The organism is Gracilimonas sp., assembly GCF_035704785.1.
In the GTDB taxonomy this organism is placed as follows: Bacteria; Bacteroidota; Rhodothermia; order Balneolales; family Balneolaceae; genus Gracilimonas.
The window spans coordinates 1-18,352 of sequence record NZ_DASSWP010000201.1; the positions used below are offsets into that span (position 1 = coordinate 1).

The 18,352-nt window shown below is 41.2% G+C and carries 16 protein-coding genes and 1 pseudogene; 6 read left to right on the forward strand and 11 right to left on the reverse strand.

What is annotated here, in order from left to right; genetic code table 11:
• Nucleotides 1–348 (forward strand): annotated as a pseudogene (locus VFM80_RS11475) (glycosyltransferase); the annotation flags it as partial.
• 86 nt (nt 349–434) lie between these two features.
• Here the strand turns inward: VFM80_RS11475 and VFM80_RS11480 are convergent.
• Both VFM80_RS11480 and VFM80_RS11485 read right to left on the reverse strand, forming a co-directional pair.
• Complete coding sequence (locus VFM80_RS11480; protein ID WP_395071969.1) at nt 435–1,580, reverse strand: THUMP domain-containing class I SAM-dependent RNA methyltransferase; 1,146 nt, start codon at nt 1,578–1,580, stop codon at nt 435–437.
• Nucleotides 1,581–1,670: 90 nt separating this feature from the next.
• Nucleotides 1,671–2,102, reverse strand: a complete 432-nt coding sequence (locus tag VFM80_RS11485) for an FKBP-type peptidyl-prolyl cis-trans isomerase (protein WP_395071970.1) — start codon at nt 2,100–2,102, stop codon at nt 1,671–1,673.
• Between the two features lie 86 nt (nt 2,103–2,188).
• Between VFM80_RS11485 and VFM80_RS11490 the strand changes: the two genes are divergently transcribed.
• Nucleotides 2,189–2,617 carry a CoA-binding protein gene (locus tag VFM80_RS11490; protein ID WP_395071971.1) on the forward strand — a complete coding sequence of 143 codons (429 nt, stop codon included), beginning with the start codon at nt 2,189–2,191 and terminating at the stop codon, nt 2,615–2,617.
• A gap of 81 nt (nt 2,618–2,698) precedes the next feature.
• On the opposite strand, the gene VFM80_RS11495 is transcribed toward VFM80_RS11490, so the two are convergent.
• Nucleotides 2,699–3,187 (reverse strand): YajQ family cyclic di-GMP-binding protein, encoded by a 489-nt coding sequence (locus tag VFM80_RS11495; RefSeq protein ID WP_395071972.1) that lies wholly within the window; start codon nt 3,185–3,187, stop codon nt 2,699–2,701.
• A gap of 91 nt (nt 3,188–3,278) precedes the next feature.
• A complete protein-coding gene (locus tag VFM80_RS11500) occupies nt 3,279–3,983 on the reverse strand; it encodes a hypothetical protein (protein ID WP_395071973.1) in 705 nt (234 codons plus the stop codon).
• A gap of 44 nt (nt 3,984–4,027) precedes the next feature.
• On the opposite strand from VFM80_RS11500, the gene VFM80_RS11505 reads away from it, so the two are divergent.
• The 3 genes from VFM80_RS11505 to VFM80_RS11515 all read left to right on the forward strand — a co-directional run bounded on the left by VFM80_RS11505 (nt 4,028) and on the right by VFM80_RS11515 (nt 6,319).
• Nucleotides 4,028–4,357 carry a gamma-butyrobetaine hydroxylase-like domain-containing protein gene (locus VFM80_RS11505; protein ID WP_395071974.1) on the forward strand — a complete coding sequence of 110 codons (330 nt, stop codon included), beginning with the start codon at nt 4,028–4,030 and terminating at the stop codon, nt 4,355–4,357.
• Nucleotides 4,358–4,412: 55 nt separating this feature from the next.
• Complete coding sequence (locus tag VFM80_RS11510; protein WP_395071975.1) at nt 4,413–4,964, forward strand: outer membrane beta-barrel protein; 552 nt, start codon at nt 4,413–4,415, stop codon at nt 4,962–4,964.
• A 335-nt stretch (nt 4,965–5,299) separates the two neighbouring features.
• Nucleotides 5,300–6,319 (forward strand): Fe(3+) ABC transporter substrate-binding protein, encoded by a 1,020-nt coding sequence (locus VFM80_RS11515; RefSeq protein ID WP_395071984.1) that lies wholly within the window; start codon nt 5,300–5,302, stop codon nt 6,317–6,319.
• Between the two features lie 125 nt (nt 6,320–6,444).
• Here VFM80_RS11515 and VFM80_RS11520 read toward each other — a convergent pair whose 3' ends face one another.
• Genes VFM80_RS11520 through VFM80_RS11550 form a run of 7 tightly spaced genes read right to left on the reverse strand, consistent with a single transcriptional unit; the run spans nt 6,445 to nt 16,456 of the window.
• Nucleotides 6,445–8,139 (reverse strand): ABC transporter permease, encoded by a 1,695-nt coding sequence (locus VFM80_RS11520; protein WP_395071976.1) that lies wholly within the window; start codon nt 8,137–8,139, stop codon nt 6,445–6,447.
• A 32-nt stretch (nt 8,140–8,171) separates the two neighbouring features.
• On the reverse strand, nt 8,172–9,611 hold the full coding sequence (locus VFM80_RS11525; RefSeq protein WP_395071977.1) for a phytoene desaturase family protein: 1,440 nt from the start codon (nt 9,609–9,611) through the stop codon (nt 8,172–8,174).
• Nucleotides 9,612–9,615: 4 nt separating this feature from the next.
• Nucleotides 9,616–11,286, reverse strand: a complete 1,671-nt coding sequence (locus VFM80_RS11530) for a S8 family peptidase (RefSeq protein ID WP_395071978.1) — start codon at nt 11,284–11,286, stop codon at nt 9,616–9,618.
• Between the two features lie 42 nt (nt 11,287–11,328).
• The gene (locus VFM80_RS11535; protein WP_395071979.1) at nt 11,329–12,468 is read right to left on the reverse strand and encodes a DUF445 domain-containing protein; all 1,140 of its coding nucleotides are present in this window, start codon (nt 12,466–12,468) and stop codon (nt 11,329–11,331) included.
• Between the two features lie 33 nt (nt 12,469–12,501).
• Nucleotides 12,502–12,960, reverse strand: coding sequence for an rRNA maturation RNase YbeY (gene ybeY, locus VFM80_RS11540; protein ID WP_395071980.1), 459 nt, complete (start codon nt 12,958–12,960; stop codon nt 12,502–12,504).
• 11 nt (nt 12,961–12,971) lie between these two features.
• A complete protein-coding gene (locus VFM80_RS11545; RefSeq protein WP_395071981.1) occupies nt 12,972–13,418 on the reverse strand; it encodes a hypothetical protein in 447 nt (148 codons plus the stop codon).
• Between the two features lie 59 nt (nt 13,419–13,477).
• A complete protein-coding gene (locus VFM80_RS11550; protein WP_395071982.1) occupies nt 13,478–16,456 on the reverse strand; it encodes a protein O-mannosyl-transferase family in 2,979 nt (992 codons plus the stop codon).
• A gap of 180 nt (nt 16,457–16,636) precedes the next feature.
• Here VFM80_RS11550 and VFM80_RS11555 point away from each other — a divergent pair, with 180 nt between their 5' ends.
• Nucleotides 16,637–18,181, forward strand: a complete 1,545-nt coding sequence (locus tag VFM80_RS11555) for a sodium-dependent transporter (protein WP_395071983.1) — start codon at nt 16,637–16,639, stop codon at nt 18,179–18,181.
• Nucleotides 18,182–18,352 lie beyond the last annotated feature (171 nt).

Consider the following 18,352-nt stretch of genomic DNA (forward strand, 5'->3'; position numbering starts at 1 on the left):
CCAAGCGTAACCACAGAAATTGGAGCCGAAGCCATGCACGGAGATCTGTCCTGGCCGGGATTCATAGAGAACGATCCGCAGTCTTTTGCTGAAAAAGCAGTAGCATTGTATCAGGATGAAGGGAAATGGAAGAAAGCTCAGCAAGGGGGAATTCCAATTATCAATCAATTATACTCGAAAAGAGAATTGAGAGATAAGTTGATAAGCAATATAGAAGAGATAAGGGATAAGCTTAATGCTCATCGAAGACGGAATTTTATAGGAGAAATTCTACAACACCATACAGCCGCCAGTACTAAATATATGAGTAAATGGATAGAGGCGAAAAACAGGATCACAGATTTATAGGATTACAGGATTGGTTGGATTTATAAACCATTCATAAAATGAATGGTTTTCTTTCTGTGAAATCCTCTAATCCTATAAATCTGTGATCAATAGAGCTCGTATTCTAGCAGGCGGGCATCGATGGTAGAATTATAGAATTCGATTCGCTGATTGGTTCTGAGCCCGATCTTTTTAGATAGGTCAAAATTCCCGGTAAAAACATATCCCCAATATCCGGTTGCTTCCTGTTTGAAGAAATCTCCGATTCCCTCGTAGGTAGGTTCCAGGTCTTTCTCGTTGCCGATTCGATCTCCGTATGGAGGGTTCAGCATGATCACTCCGGTTTTGCCTGAAGGGATCTCGGTTTCACTGAAATCACATTTTTTGATTTCAATAAGATGATCCAGTCCGGCTGTCCGGGCATTTTTGCGGGTTGCATTAACAGCTCTTACATCATGGTCTGTAGCAATAATACGGCCTTCAAATTCTTTTTCTGATTTGTTCTTCAGATCCGAACGAAGGTCATTCCAGCGCTCTTCATCAAAGCCGAGAATGTGCTTGATCCCATAATTGGGTCTAAGCAAGCCGGGAGCCTTATTTAAAGCCTGCAAGGCAGCTTCAATGGCAATGGTGCCGCTTCCGCACATAGGGTTGATAAAATGCTGACCTGGTTTCCATTTACTTGCCAGGATCAAAGCGGCAGCAAGAGTTTCCTGCATGGGAGCAACGCTTGTTTCAGTTCGGTATCCCCGCCTTGAAATAGATTCTCCGGAGGTATCCAAATAGATCTGTGCCCGGTCATTTTTCCAGAAAATGAACACGACCGTTTTATTCAAATTCGGTCCGGAATCGGGTCTTGTACCAGTTTTCTTCCGAATACGGTCAACAATGGCATCCTTAGCCTTCATATTGGCAAACTGCGTATTAGTCACGGTCTTATTCTTGATGAAGGAAGTAACACTTACATATCCGTGTTTATCGATATATTCTTCCCAAGGAATTTTAACCAGCTCATTATAAAGCTCTTCTCCATTTTTCGGCCGGCAATCCTTTAACATAAAGTGAACCCGATGAGCCGTTCTCAAACTCAGATTCAGTGTCATGCAATCATTCAGAGACCCTTTAGTTTCAATTCCCGCCAGGCGTTCCTTGACAATTGGAAATCCAAGATCCGAAACTTCTTGCCGAAGAAGAGGGGTGATGCGTTTAGGGCAGGTGATAGAGATCGTACTTTGTTGAGAAAAATCAGCCATGGATGTTATCTGTGTTCAAATAAATGGATATAAAAAATGGAGTTCCTCTTGCGAAGAACTCCATGTGTCAAATTTGATAGAAATCTAAAATCAGTTTACAATCTCAACCAATTCGATATCAAAAGTCAGGTCTTTGCCTGCAAGAGGATGGTTTGCATCAATAGTGATGTTCTCATCTTCTACTTTTGTGATCTGAACCGGAACCGGTTGTCCGTTAGGCTGATTCAGTTGAAGTTGCATACCAACTTCAGGCTGAATGTCTTCAGGAAGCTGATCGCGTTCAATAGACAATTCAAGGTCTTCCCTGCGATCTCCATAAGCTTCAGCAGACTCAATATTAGCAGTAGTTGTGTCTCCAACTGCTAAACCAACTACAGCTTTTTCAAAACCGGGAATCAATTTTCCTTCTCCCAGTGTTATTTCCAATGGATCTCTTGATTCAGAAGTGTCAAAAACTGATCCGTCTTCTAATTTTCCAGTGTAGTGGACTTTTACGGTGTCACCGTCTTTTACTTTAGACAAAATAAATATTGTTTTAATTGTGAATATATTGTGCTGTAAAGATACAGAATATTTAACACTTTTGAGGATCGTAAACACCTATTAACATGATCAGTGATAACAAAGACATTTATCGAGTGCTTAAAGAGGCAAAAACCGTAGCTATGATCGGTTGTTCGCCTAATGAGTATCGAACAAGTAATTACGCAGCCAAGTTTCTACAGGAGAGAGGATATCGGGTGATCCCTGTAAATCCCCAGGCAAAAGAGGTCTATGGTGAAAAAAGCTATGATAACCTGACCGATATACCTTCTGATGTTCAGATCGATATCGTAAATATTTTTCGAAACTCAGAGTTCTCAGCCGAAGCCGTACAGGATGCTGCAGAATGGAAAAAGAAAACAGGCCAAGATCCGGTATTGTGGACTCAACTCGACGTATCATCCCCGGAAGCCGAAAAGATCGCTGAAGAAAACGAATTAATTTATATCAAAAACCGCTGCATTATGGTGGAGTGGGATAGAAATTTTAAATGAGCTAATAAGAGTTGAAAGTTGATAGAGTGACAGATGTATTTTCGGCTCTTATCACCCTATCAACTTTCAAATCTCAAAAAGCTACTTCATATTCACAAACTGCAGCGGTACACCCATATCTTTGGCTTTCAGGTGTTGGATAACAGACTGCAGATCATCGATCTTTTTGCCATCTACGCGCACCTGATCATCCTGAATTTGAGGCTGGACTTTCACTTTCAGGTTTTTGATCTCTTTAACGATCTTTTTTGCGGTTTCCCGGTCAATACCTTCTTTAAGCATCACATCCATTTTCAAATGACCTTGTGAGGAACCTTCCGGTTCTTTGAAGTCCAGGACTTTTGCACTGATTCCCCGTTTTATAAAGTTTTTGATCAGCATATCTTTGACAGCTTCCATTTTCATACTTTCGGCAGCAACCAAATGGATCCTGTTTTCCTTTTTATGGAATTCAACTTCTGTATGAAGGCCACGGAAGTCGTATCTGGTACTAATTTCTTTGAGGGTGTTATTGATAGCATTATCAACTTCCTGAGCATCAACTTTATTTACGATATCAAAAGAGGCCATATAGGGAATTTTAAATTAGAAATTGGAAATTTTAAATTAGTGTATTGTTTAAAGTGATCAATCAAGTCGAATAAAACCACTTTATCATTTTTTAATCGAGCTCTTCGTATTCGTCAAATTCGTCATTTTCTAATTTCTCGGCAATTTTTTCAGAGAGAATTTTTTCTACAAAAAGTTCATCTTCATCAGGGATCATAGTTTTGAAACTGCGAATAGTGTCATTCAACTTATACTCAATTTCAATAACCCCCTCAGAGTACCAGGAATAAGTGAAGAAATTCTCCCAGCTTATTTTTCTGTCTAAAAGGATCAATCCTTTTTCACGAATCTCCGGAACCAACCGAATAGTGAAGCTATACGCCCCAACCGCTATTATCGATAATCCTGAGGTTACCCGAATAGGAGTGAAGGGAAGGTCTGATAACAATGCTGTACGCTGAATTCCAAATAATATGATACCCAGTGCCACTAAATTTGGAAAGATGTCGGTCCAAAATGAGCGGTTCACATAAATGATCTCTCCATACTCTCTCTTCTGCTGAAATTGCTGAATTGCTGCGCCTAAAAAGAACCCAAATAATGAGGCGTACACGTTTGCCATAACGGCTCCGGCAATGGCTTCGGGGAAGTAGCCGACACGATGAAGCCATTGTAAGACTAGGAATAAAAAAACTACTCCAAGCAGAGTAATAGATAAATTACGGGGAGTAACCTGGTCGATGTATAAAAGTCGTTTATATCCGAGGTAGGTACTCAATATAGCAACGATAAATGCTGAAACAATTATCCAAAGCATTGATTAATTTTGGTTAGATAGTTTAATCTTATAAATAGTTTTTGATGGACGAATCGACCACACCCACCGGCATTGAAGTTAGCAATAAAGATCAGGTTCTGGAAATTTCATGGGAAGACGGTCATACCTCTGTTTTTCCGCTCTATGGATTGAGGGTGAACTGCCCCTGTGTAACCTGCAGGGGAGGGCATGGAAGTATGGGAGATTTTGAACCGGAAGCTTTTTTGGAAGAAAATCCACCCCGAATTGAGATCCGAAATTTAGAACAAGTTGGTAATCACGCCATCAAGATTACCTGGGGAGATGGACATAACTCCGGAATGTATCAATGGGAAACTCTGCGGTGGCTTGACCCTGAAAATCATAAGGGATGAGTGAAAGTTGAGAGTTGATAAAGTGATGTTAACAGTAATTGAATAAACTTTTGCCATGAAAACCATATTAACACTTTTATTTACTGCAGGAATTATAATTTGGCAGCCTTTAAATGCTCAAAGCCAAGATACTTCATCGAATTATATAGAGCCAGGATATCAATTAACACCCATACTTGGCAGTGCTGGTAATTTTATAGAGCTTGAGGTAGGCAGACAGTTTTCCGGAGGTTTTTCATTTGGTGGAGTTGTTCATTTTTTAGTCTCAGACATTAATAGAACAACCGGCAACCTGAGTGAAAGTATGAGCTCTTTGTGGTATGTCGGCCCCAGATTGCAGTACAGCTCCAAATTAAATGAGAGCTTATCATATTATGGTGGCAGTACATTTGGCGTTGGTTCTACGAACTATCAGGAAACAGAGTTTGACTTATCAACGAGTAGTGGATTCTTAATCGGAGTTCGACCAGAAGTCGGAATTCGATATAAAATATCAGACATACTTAGAATAAATTTGGGCGCTAATGTGTTTTATGGCAATATAATTTCAAGATCAAATATTACAGGTGCTCCCGCATTAAGAGTTGGTTTTAGGTTAGGCAGGTGAAATTACTGTTAACAAAGCAAAGCAAGCGGACTCGTTTGCGTTTAGTTGCTTACATTCAAGGACTTAGTCGCGCCGCTTATTTGTCAAACCGTTATTTGAAATTCAGACCAAGCTCATTTATGTGAAAAGTCCAGTTATATATAGTGTAAATCGTAGCAACATCAATCGTCAACTCTCAACTATCAACTATCAACTATCAACTCTCAACTATCAACTCTCAACTCTCATTCACCAATCAAATTTTTACAAAGACTTATTATTTTATTTAGATTCTATCTAAATAAAGTCTTAGTTTTGAATCGTTCTAAATAAAATCTGAATTCAAAACTAACATGATGAAATCTTATCTATTACCGCTAATTGCTTTAGCAATGGTTTTAGCTTCATGCTCAAACCAAGAAGAAGTAAACGTTTATTCTGCACGCCATTATGATACCGACCAAGAATTATATGCAGAGTTTACTGAAAAAACAGGCATAAAAGTTAACTTAATTGAAGGTGGATCTGATGAACTTATCGAACGAGTTCGAAGTGAAGGAATAAATTCTCCGGCTGATATTCTGATAACTGTTGATGCCGGTAGACTTTGGAGAGCTGAAGAAGCTGATATTTTACAGCCTTTTGAATCTGAGACACTGGAAGAGCGTGTTCCTGCTGAATTTCGTCACCCCGACGGACTTTGGATTGGTCTCTCCAAAAGAGTACGGGGAATTGTCGTAAATCCTGAAGCGGTTGAAAATTACGACGAACTGACTTATGAAGATTTAGCTGACCCACGTTTTGAAGGCCGTGTTTGCGTTCGTTCATCTAACAATATATATAACCAATCACTGGTAGCATCAATGATCGAAACCATAGGAGCTGAAGCTACAGAGGAATGGGCCGAAGGCTTGGTTGATAACTTTGCCAGAGATCCTCAAGGTGGTGACAGGGACCAAATTCGTGCCGTTGCTGTGGGTGCTTGTGATGTCGCTATCGTGAATCACTACTATCTTGCAGCTATGATTACCGGAGACGATGAAGTTGATAACGAAATTGCCTCTAAAGTAGAATTTGTTTTTCCAAACCAGGAAGAAGGTGAGCGTGGTGCACATATCAACATAAGCGGTGCAGGAATTCTAAAAAATGCTCCGAATAAGGATAATGCTATACGCTTTTTGGAATATCTTACTACTCCTGAAGCACAGAAATATTTCATTAGCGGAAACAATGAGTATCCTATCAATGATGAAGCTGAAATAGCTGAAGTGCTGCAAGGCTTTGGTGAATTCAAAAGTGATGCGGTAAACGTATCAGCTTTAGGAAGAAATAATCCGGAAGCTATTCAGATCATGGACAGAGCCGGTTGGAAATAAAAAGAACATCTAACAAGGAACACCGAATAGTGAAATTCGAAGTTCCTTGTTAAGTATGAAATTTTCAAAGATCTACTCTTATCAAAAACCTAGCCCCATACGCTTTGCGTTGGGGCTTTTTTTTGTCACTGTGTTTCTGATTTTCGGGATTTGGCGATGGTTCGGCTTATGATGATCACCGGGATAATACCCACCAAAACGATCATTAATGCTGCCCCGGCAGACTCTGTCAATCGTTCATCGGAAGCATATCTGTATACTTGTACTGCCAGGGTATCAAAGTTAAAAGGACGGACGATAAGCGTTGCCGGTAATTCTTTCATTACATCTACGAAAACGAGCAGTCCTGCCGTTAACAGTCCACCCGACATCATCGGGATATGAATGCTTCGAAGTACCTTAGAGAAGCGATATCCCATTCCGCGGGCAGCTTCATCCATATTTGGAGTGATCTTCTCCATACTTGCTTCAACCCCGCCATACGAAACAGATAAAAAACGCACCAGATAAGCGAATACCATTGCGAAAATAGTACCGCTGAGTAGAAGTCCGCTTGAGAATCCAAATTGCTCTCTAAAGAAGGCATCGATAGAGTTATCAAAAAAGCCAAAGGGAATAAGTACCCCAACAGCGATCACAGAACCGGGAATGGCATATCCGAGCGAACTGACACGGTTAAATAATTTAACAGATCTTGTTGGGTTTAAACGTGCTGAGTATGCCATGATCAGCGCCAGGAACACAGCTAAGAATCCCGTCAGTGCTGAAACTGTAAAGGAATTAAAAGAAAGCTCAATGAATTTGAAATCCAGATGATCCAGGTTTGAAAAGAACATCTCCAAAAGGAGAATCACTGGCAAAATGAATCCAACTAATACAGGAATAAAACAAACAGTAAAAGCAGCAAAGGACCTAAATCCATTTAACTGAAACCTGTTTAAGCGTTTGAAGCGCGCTGAATTTGCTTTTTCATTACTGATTTTATTTCTGGACCACCGCTCCAGCACCAGCAGAACAACAATGAATGCTAAAAGGAAAGCTGCTAATTGCGCAGCCGCAGGGCGTTCACCCAATCCAAACCAGGTCCTGTAAATTCCAGTGGTGAAGGTTTGAACACCAAAATATTCAACCGTTCCAAAATCATTAAGTGTTTCCATCAAAGCGAGGGCCAATCCGGCTGCAATGCCGGGGCGGGCAACAGGTATAGCAACTTTAAAAAAGCTTTGCCAAGTTGAATAGCCCATAATTCTACTAGCTTCAAGCAGACTGGTTGACTGCTCCAAAAAAGAGGAACGGGAAAGCATATATACATACGGATAGAAAGCCAGCGACATAATAATTATGGCACCCTCAATGGAACGGATGTTTGGAAACCAATAATCACCAAGGCTCAAACCAAACAGGTTGCGGATTGTGATTTGTAAAGGGCCTGCTATATCCAAAAAGTCGGTGTAGATGTAAGCCATCAAATAAGCCGGAATGGCAAAAGGTAGGATGGAAGCCCATTCGAAAATACGCCGGCCGGGAAAGTTGGTCATAGTGATGAGCCAAGCAGAAGAAACACCAATAACAATGACTCCAAAGGAAACCCCAAGGATCAGGATGATGGAATTGAATACGTAATCATCTAAAACAGTATCGGCAAGGTGACTCCAAATCTCGCCGGCAGGTGTAAAAATGGAGAAAACGACGGTCAAAATGGGAATTGAGATCAGCAGAGCTATTCCCATACTTAAGAAAGTCCATTTGGGAGATTTCTGCCTGATCTTAGGTGAATCAGATCTCAAATTTTGTATAGTTTTATGCAGTGCTTTAAGCATGCGTGAAGATAAGCTTCTGTGACTTTAAATTTTCAAGAGATGCCAAACTCATTTTTTAAAACTGACTGTGCGGCATGGTAGCCGCTCATGCCGTGAACGCCCCCCCCGGGAGGGGTAGAAGATGAGCAGATATATAATCCTTCCACAGGAATTTTGTAAGGGTCCCATTTCAACACCGGCCTTCCAAAAAGTTGCTTCACTATTTGTGCTCCGCCATTAATGTCGCCACCTACATAATTGGCATTATAACTTTGCATTGCATTGGCATTCATTGTGTGTTTACTGATGATGGTATCGCGGAAACCGGGAGCATATCTTTCTATTTGATCTTCGATGATCTTAGTCATGTCTTCTTCTGATCCATTAGGTACGTGGCAATAGGCCCAAAGCGTATGTTTATTTTCAGGCGCTCTGGTGCTATCAAAAATGCTGGGTTGTGAGATCAATACATAGGGTTTTTCATGATGGTCTCCATTCCATACAGCTTCCTCAGCTGCGGCTATTTCCTGAAAAGTACCTCCTAAGTGGAGAGTGCCGGCTTTCTTGCATTCTTCGTTTTTCCATGGAACCGGTTCTGACAGTGCCCAATCCATTTTAAAAGTCCCGGGACCATAAGTGTAATTTCGAAGTTTATTCTTATACCCATTTGGAAGCTCATCCTCAGCAATTTTAGCTATCTGATGGGGGGTAAGGTCAAATAGAATAGTTCTTGAAGAAGGAATGTCAGCTAAAGATGCCACCGGATGATTTGTTTCAATTGTTCCCCCCAATGTTTTTAAGAGTCCTGCTAAAGCAGTAGTAATAGAGGCTGACCCTCCCTTTGCCAACGGCCAACCCACAGAATGGGCTGAACTTCCCAAAACCATCCCAAAAGAGGCCGTAAAGGCTTTATGGAGAGGAACTATACTGTGAGCTGCACACCCGGCAAACAGAGCCTTTGTTTTAGCTCGTTTAAAAAGTGAATTGCTCAGCAATTTTGCTGAAAATAATCCATACCATCCAAAACGAGCCATTAGAAGAGGATGTTTGGGAATGCGAAGGGTCCCGAAGATATCTTCAGATAGATAATCCCAATGCTCTACAAACTCGTTGAATAACTTGTGGTAGGCCTTGCCATCATCTCCTAAATGATCAATAGTTTTCTTGAGGGAACGATAAGCAACGGCTGCATCACCATCCTCTAAAGGATGAGCATATGGGATCTCAGGTTGGATAAATTCCAATCCAAATTGTTCAAGATCTAGAGTGTTCAAAAAAGGTGAGCCTGCTGCTGTAGGGTGAACCGCCGAACAAACATCATGCAAAAAACCGGGTTCCGTAAGTTCCTGAGTTCGGGTTCCGCCCCCGATCGTGGGTTTAACTTCCAGAACGATCACTTTCAGGCCTTCCTTGGCAAGCCGAACTGCCGCGCTTAGTCCATTAGGACCGGAACCAACTATAACTGCATCGTATTCTTTCTTCGGGTTGATCAAGCTATTATTGATTTGTTCGTTCTTCCGCTAGTTTTAAAGCTTCATATGCATTTATAATTCCGCCCGTTGTAGAAAGCGCTGAAAAAGGAATTGGTTCCATTGTACCAGGTTTATATACTACCTGATCAATTTTAGTAACAGTTTCCAAAATGATCTCTTTAATTTCAGTTGTAGGAAGTTCGGGATAGTACGACATGATCAAAGCAGCGATCCCGGCAACTACAGGAGAGGCCATACTTGTTCCACTGTTCATTTGGTATTCATTTTCCGGATAGGTGGAATAAACATCTACGCCCGGTGCAAAAATGTCTACAGTGGATTTTCCATAATTACTGAAGCTTGCAACAAGTGTTGAATCAGTTTGCCAGGACGAAGCGCCTACACTGAGATAATTAACGGCCTGACCGCCGTTTTCATAAAAACGGGTTGGGAAAGATGCAGTACTGTCTACATTTTCACTTCCATTTCCTGAGCCGGAAACTAATAACACTCCCAGGCTATCAGCGAAACGGATAGCTGCATCAACGTATTCCTTTTGGGGTGAATAGCCTTTACCAAAGCTCATATTAATGACCCTGGCACCATTTTCTGCTGCATAGCGGATAGAATTAGCTACATCTTTATCCCGTTCATCACCATCAGGCACGGTCCTTAGGATCATGAGTTCAATATTATCAGCTACCCCCACAGCACCTAAGTTATTATCACGAATAGCACCAACAATTCCTGCTACATGAGTCCCATGATCACTGGTAGGGCCGGTAACATCATTATTTCCATAAATACGATCATCAAGGTCTTCATAGTTGTCGCCTACAATATTACGTGGATCGAAGTTTGGATTTAATCCGAATTCTGCCAAACCGGAAACATGTTCATAATAATCTTCCAGTTCATTTAGGTCAGCCTCCGTTGCGCCACTATTCTTCAGATACGTCATGATCTGTTTTGCCTGCTGAACCTGCTGGGTCTCTTGTCCGGTAATTTCTAATTGCTCCATGCTAACCGAATCAATACTGCTTACCTGAAGGGTCTGCTTAGCAAATTGAATAGCTTGTTGAGTTTGTCCAACCTGCATCATTTCTTGCTCATTTTGCTGGAACCTTTTTTCAAAAGCATCTTTGATCTCGAGGTAGTATTGGTATTCCTCTTGATCCTTTTCAGCTACCGAGTCCTGCTCCATCCCCTGAAATTTATCACTTAGCTCGGCGTAAAGCCGGGTGACTTCATAGGTGTCTTTATTTACATGGCTTCCGTCCGGGCCGCCAATGAAATTCCATCCATGGATATCATCTACATAACCATTGCCGTCATCGTCTATATTATTACCGGGGATCTCATCTTCATTTACCCATATTTTGTCTGAAAGATCTTCGTGGTCAATGTCAGTGCCTGAGTCAATAATAGCAACGATCACCTTTTGCTTCGGGGATTTATCGGCAAGTAATTCAGCATATGCTTTTTCTACGCCAGTACTATAAAAGGGATCTGTATCCAGGTTAGGTGAAGCCAAATGCCAGGTTTCTGTAGCAGAAACTTCAGCCATTTCAGTTGTTTCGCTTTCGGCTGTATCATTTTCAGCTGTACTGTTTTCAGTAGCAGTTTTTGTGCCGGCACAGCTGACCGTAAATATAACTAAGAATAAGAGGGTGAAGAGTTTTGAAGTGATTTTCATTAATCTAAAATTAATATTGTTGTTGAAATTATTTACTGATGATCAGGAAGAATTTCTAAATTTAAGGATCAGCTGATCCGCTGTAATGGTAGAACCTATAATGATGGTTAAAAGTACTATGCTTGCGATCGGTTCCCAAATAATAAACCCTCCAAAAGTGCCTAATACGGCTCCTAAATATTGAATGTATTGAAGCTGATCGTTACTGGCATTTTTAATGAGGTTTTCCAGTTTTTTTTCATCGTACTGTCTGAGATTATCTTCAACCAGGGCATGTACATCAAGCTGGTTGATTAGCTTATACAGAAGATTTGTCACCATTTCCTCGATCACAGAGCCGTGTTCATCCAGTTTTTGAGGAAGGTTATCCAGGAATGTGTCCATTTTATTGAGTCCGTGTTCAATTCCGGTAGGAAGTTTGACTAAAGCACTCTCAACCAGATCCTGCATTTCCTGTCCCTTTAGAAAACTATAAGCTTTTAATGCTACTCTCTCGAAAGAATTTTCGTCAATAGCTTCATTGATTTGTACCATAAGTTTTTTTGCAATAGATGAACGAACCTCCGGGTCAGCGATCATCTCATCCACATAGTTTACAACTAAAGCTTTCAGATTTTCTCTGAATTCAGGGTCATCAATAATGGTTTTAACATATATAGTGGCTTTTTCACGGTATTTGGCAATGGCCTGGGAATCATGAATTTTTTGTTTGATGATCTCCGGATTGATGAGATCTTCGGAGACAGCACTAGCAAGCCGGTATGCAATGCGGTCTTTTTGAGCCGGTATAAGTCCCTGGCCTAAAATAGGTCTTGGATGAGTAGGGCGGAAGAGCATGGTTATGGCCAGCCAATTTGTAAGAAATCCAATCAAACCGCTTATACTAATAATTCGCAGCAGGCCCTCAAATGAGAAATAGATACCAAAAATGGTCGTGTTCATTCCGTTAAAATCCCAAAAAAACGAAATGCCAAATACAGCAAGCAGAAGATACGGGATCATGAAAAGCAGGTTCATCAGCCAGCGCCGCCCCATTATATTTTTGGGTGGTATTATAGGAGTATCACGAGGTTCATCTTCTGTGGCATGCTTATCTACCTGAGTACGAATGAGGTCCCAAAACCTTAAGCCATACTGTTTACTGCGCTCTTTGATGATATTTGAGTTTTCTTCTTTGTTCATTCACTTTTTGTGAAAGATATACGCAAAGTCTTACTATTTGTTTGACCCAGATAAAGCTAAATATTTATTCTCGAGTTCAGTCATTACAGCTTTATCCTTTTCTGTTGAATCCTCATAGCCGATCAAATGCAACAGGCCATGGATGAATATACGCTGAAACTCACGTTCCACAGGCTCTTTAAACTCAGCAGATTGTTCTAAGATGCGGGGAGCACAACAGAATAGAGTACCTTCAATGGCAGTGTTATTTTGCGACTCTTGCCCCTCATCATATCTGAATGAAATAATATCGGTGACATAATATCGGCTCAAATGCTCTTTGTTGATCCGCACAATTTCATCTTCATCCACATAAACCAATTCAACAAAGGCGAATCTAGCATTTTCCTGATCAGAGACTGTATATAATATCGATTCTGCCTTTTTTTGTCTTAAAGGGACTTTTTCTTCGCTTTCATTAAAGATCTCAAGAACGGAAGTCTCATTATTCAAAACGGGAGTTGTTAGAATGAAAAGTCATCATCCATCGACTCGGTGAGGGAGAGGGCGATGCCACACATCATGAGATCTTCGGGAAGCTGGGTGAAATCTCCGCTAAGAATACTTTGGTCAACATTGGCATACAAGCTGCAACCGGCTGTTTTCTCTACGATCAAACCCGAAGTTTTTTCACCTGACTTTCCAAAAAAAGTAACCTGTTGAAGTATTTCACTGGCTACAAAAGCCGTGCAGTTATGGAGCTGAAGAAAAGTGTTATAGGCATACACTGAAACCATGTTCATTTGCTCCCCATTAACATCCAGTCCCAGATGGATCTCAAGGGCAAGTTTACGAGGCTCGTCTTCGCTTTTTACTTCAAAACGAAATACATCATTTCCCAGAGGCTTAGCTGAGGTTCCCAGAACCTTGCCAATCGTTTCAATATTTTCTTTAGTAAATTGATGGATCATAGTCATTTGTTTTGTGTATCCAAATATACGACACCAACTAACAAGTTTAAATAACAGAGTTAATTGAGTCCATATCGTTCAATTTCGGCTTCACTTTCTTCTATAGTTTCAGGTATTCCCGGGAATTGCGACCCCATTAACTGGTTTACCTGTTCGGCAAGCTGAACGGCTTTTTCGGTATCACCATGCTGGAAATATGCATATTGGACCAATGTAAGCGACTGACGAATAGTCCTGACTTGAGTCAGGTATTCTTGTGCTTCATTATTCAGCTGATTGAGTTGAGAACGGATTTCCCTTTGAGCACTAATATCACCTTGGGCTCTTGCACTTTCAAATTCACTGCTTAGTCGGCTAAATTGCGTTTCAATTTCAGTAAATCTATCCAGATTTGTGTTGAGGCTTTCAAGTAGAATTTCCTCAGCAGATTCTGCCAGCCGGGTAGCATCTTCGGTTAAACCAACCTGTGCATATCTGACTGAATATAAAAGTTTAAGTGATTGGTTGGTTTCATCAGGCCTGAATGGAACCTTATCTTCACCCCATTTCAACCAATAACCGGCACTGTCTGCTTTTTCCTCTTCCAGATATTCCATGGCAAGAGACATGAAAATAAATCTGTAATTACTCAGCATTCTTCTAATGTTCTCATCAAAATAAACATCCGGATTATCCCATTCGCGGAATTGGAATTTTTCTAAACGGTTGATAAATATTTCTGGATTGAGATATCCATCATCACCCGCTCCAAAGTTCTTTGGAACAACACGATATGCTTTGCCTTCTGTACGGAAATAATTTTCCAGATTGAGCTGACTTTGACTGGATACCGTATTAGCAAAATATACTGGGCGTAGCCAGTTATTGGTTTGCAGGATATCCAGAATCAGGCGGTCTTGTGTTTGCAGATAATAGATCGGGTTACCTTGTGGATCTTCACCGTAAAAGCGTCCGTTCAATTGCCAGTTCACTACATCATCCAATGAATCGACCGGCATTTCGAAATCAACACCTTTTTGGAGTATTGAAAGAGAGGTGTCGGGCTTAATGCCAATTGATTCTTTATAGCTTTGGTCATCAGAGAAAGCTTCTCGTAGCATGTCTTTGTCAACCGGAATCTGTATGGTTTGTGGTTGCCACTGACTGATACCTGAGGTTACTCGTTCAATTTCCTCATCCGATAAAGAAATAGGCAAGGGAGCTGATTCATGAGACCATTGATCCCTAAGCTGTTTTATATACCAGTCTGTGTTAAGCAGACTCAGACAAACGATTCGAACATCCGTTCTAACGCCTTCAACTTCCTGCAAGTACCAAAGAGGAAAGGTATCGTTATCACCATTAGTGAATAAGATGGAATTCGGTGCTGTTGACTCCAGCAGATTTCTTGCATAGTCAGGAGCTACATAGCGATTGCTTCGGTCGTGGTCGTCCCAGTTCTGTGATCCCATCCATACCGGAGATGCAAGAAGGCAGAATACCACAGCTGCATACCCCAATATCTTATTATTGGCATAACTCTTAATAAGATCTACCAATCCTGTGACTCCCAATCCTATCCAAATAGAAAAGGCGAAGAAGGAACCTACGTAGGCATAATCCCGTTCACGAGGCTGATATGGGGTTTGATTCAGGAACACGATAATAGCCAACCCCGTGACTATAAAGAGTGCCATAATAGCAAGTGCCCGCTGCCAGTCAGAATTAAAATGATAGATCATTCCAAACAGGCCCAGCAAAAACGGAATAAAGAAATAGGCATTACTTGCCTTATTGTTGGGGTAAGCAGGTTCTTCAAATCCTGATCGCCATCCTGCACCCTGAATGTCTGCCTCTCGGCCAATAAAGTTCCAGTTGAAATACCTGATATACATATGATTCACCTGGTAATCCCAGAAAAAGCTCCAGTCAGAATTATAGCGGGAATAATAGTCCAGATGATTGGGAGCTGATGAATAACGTCGGGGGAAAAACTCTTCGGATTCTCTGTTGATCTGTCCGGTGTTGTCATCGAAATTGTGCCCTTTTAGTATGGGAGTAGCCCCATACTGTTCACGCTTCAAATAGCTGATGAAAGCTTCAGCTGTTTCCGGGTCATTCTCATCAATGGGAGGATCGGCGATCGAACGGATCATGATGACCGAATAGGATGAAAACCCGATCAGGATCATGGCGTAGCAAATGGCAATTATATTGGCCAGACGCATTTTATTTTTTTGAGTGTAGTAAATGGCATACGCTACTGCTGCCATAAAAAGAAAGAGAAAGGTAATGGAGCCAATTAACCCGTAGGTCAGATCATTAACACTATTAGCAATGGTTGGAATATTCTGAATAGTAAAAGGGTAGATCGAAAAGAAAGCCAGTACAGCTCCCGCTCCCATTAAAAGGAAAGATTTTAACTCAAAATCCTTGAATTTGAAATATATAATGAGTGCTACAAAGAAAAGAGCCAGTAAATTTAATAAGTGGACTCCAATGGCAATTCCAAACATATAAGCGATAAGTACAAGCCATTTTTCATTGTATTTTTGATCAAAATTTTCAGCCCATTTCAATGCAAGCCAAACCACAATGGCTGTAAAGAACATCGACATCGCATAAACCTCAGCTTCTACAGCATTGAACCAGAATGTATCGGTAACGGCAAAAGTAAGGGCGCCAACTAAAGCTCCACCGTACATCCCGATTTTATCCATCAGATCCATTTGGTCGGGATGTCCTTTCCACTCCCGAACTAAGCGAACAACAATCAAATATAACAGCATGATCGTCAACGCAGAGGTCAGCGCACTTATAAAATTAATACTGACTGCAACATAACCTGCGGGCATGAACATAGAAAAAATTCGTCCGACTAAGGAATAGAAGGGTGCACCGGGAGGGTGATTCACCTGAAGGCCGTGGGCTACAGCAATAAATTCACCGGAATCCCAAAAACTTGCAGTAGGGGCGAGGGTTAGCGTATAAATTATGAGAGAAACAATAAAAGCAAAAAGAGCGAGATACCTATTGGTAGTTTTATGATCTGAAAACATGAAATATTTGTTAGCGGCTCAAAATTTTTTTTGGATATTCGTAGAATACACTTTATGATAGGCTCGCAATTATAAGCACAGCCTGATACTAATCAAAACCTAAGATACATAAGAATTTAAACTTCTCGCAGATAAAACGGGGAAGTTGATTCCATATTTTAAAAACTAACCATTTTTCGCATGTCAGCTAATACAAAAGAAAGATTTTCTTCAAAACTCGGATTGATTTTAAGTGTACTTGGTATCGCTATCGGGACCGGTAATATTTGGCGCTTTCCAAGGATTGCCGCTCAAAATGGTGGGGAAGAGGGCGCAGGGGCGTTCTTATTCGCCTGGGTTTGTTTTCTTTTGTTATGGTCTATTCCGTTGATAATAGCTGAATATGGCATGGGCCGAAATGGAAGGAAAGGAGTGGTCGGTTCTTTTGTGGCACTTATAGGAGAGAAGAAAGGATGGCTTGGAGGCTTTGTTGGTTTTGTTGCCACGGCCATCATGTTTTATTACAGTGTGGTTGCCAGCTGGTGTTTATACTATCTAATTATCTCTGTTACTACAGCCTTACCCGGTGATCTTCAGCAGGCCAATGCTATATGGGAAGGATTTCAAGGCTCTAACTGGCCGCTGGTGGGTCATGCATTTGTGATGGGAGTAGGGGGCATTATTGTGATAAAAGGAATCTCATCCATTGAGAAAGTTAACAAGGTATTGATCCCTTCCCTTTTACTGGTATTGATAATCTCGTTGTTTAAAGCACTTTCTCTGGAAGGAAGTGGGCTTGGGATCGAATATTTATTCACCCCGGATTGGTCCACCTTAAAGGAGCCTCAGATATGGCTGGAGGCCTTGACGCAAAATGCATGGGATACCGGTGCTGCATGGGGATTGATCTTGACTTATGCAGCTTATATGCGTTCTCAGGATGATGTTACCATTAGTGCTTTTCAAACCGGTATTGGTAATAATATGGTCTCACTGATAGCAGCAATTATTATCTTTTCTACTGTATTTGGCACCCTTAGTCCGACAATGGGCGACAGCGAGATCCTGGAAGTTATGAAAACTTCAGGTCCGGCTTCAACTGGCCTCACTTTTATCTGGATGCCCCAATTATTTGCTACGATGGGAGGAGGGGGCATCTTCGCGATCCTGTTTTTCCTTGGATTGACCTTCGCAGCTTTCAGTTCCCTTATTTCAATGATCGAACTGGCGGTAAAGGTTTTTGTAGATATGGGAGCAAACCGTAAACGAGCTACCATGATAATTTGCGGAGCCGGATTTGGTTTTGGGATTCCTTCTGCGGTTAATCTGACCTTTTTTGCCAATCAGGATTTTGTGTGGGGAGTAGGGCTGATGGTTTCCGGGGCTTTGATATCCTATGCCGTAATTAAATATGGAACTCAGAAATTCCGGGAAGAAATTATAAATACCGAAGAGCGCTCGTCTACTTTAGGGAAATGGTGGGAGATCATTATTAAATACGTAGTGCCGATCGAAGTAGTAACATTGCTTGGCTGGTGGATGTACCTGAGTGCCGCTGAGTATGCACCTGATACCTGGTTCAACCCGCTGAGCCCATATTCTGTGGCTACGGTTGTATTACAGTGGGCAATGGCTTTAGGCTTGGTTTGGTTTTTCCGCAAGCGGTTGATGAATTCAAACGGGAAAAAAGTTTCATCCGATAGCAGTGGCTCTGATTCAAATACAGCTTTCGGGAGCGAAAATTAAACTGTTGCATTGGCACATCTATAAGAAAAAAAAAGCCCCAACCGAAATAAATCGGTCGGGGCTTTATGTGTTCAATCAATAAATTGCTGTATTAATTTGAAGGTCTTACAAGAGTATTACCTTCGAGTGTAACTGCTGCAATACGTGCCAGTAAACGGCCTTCAACACTTG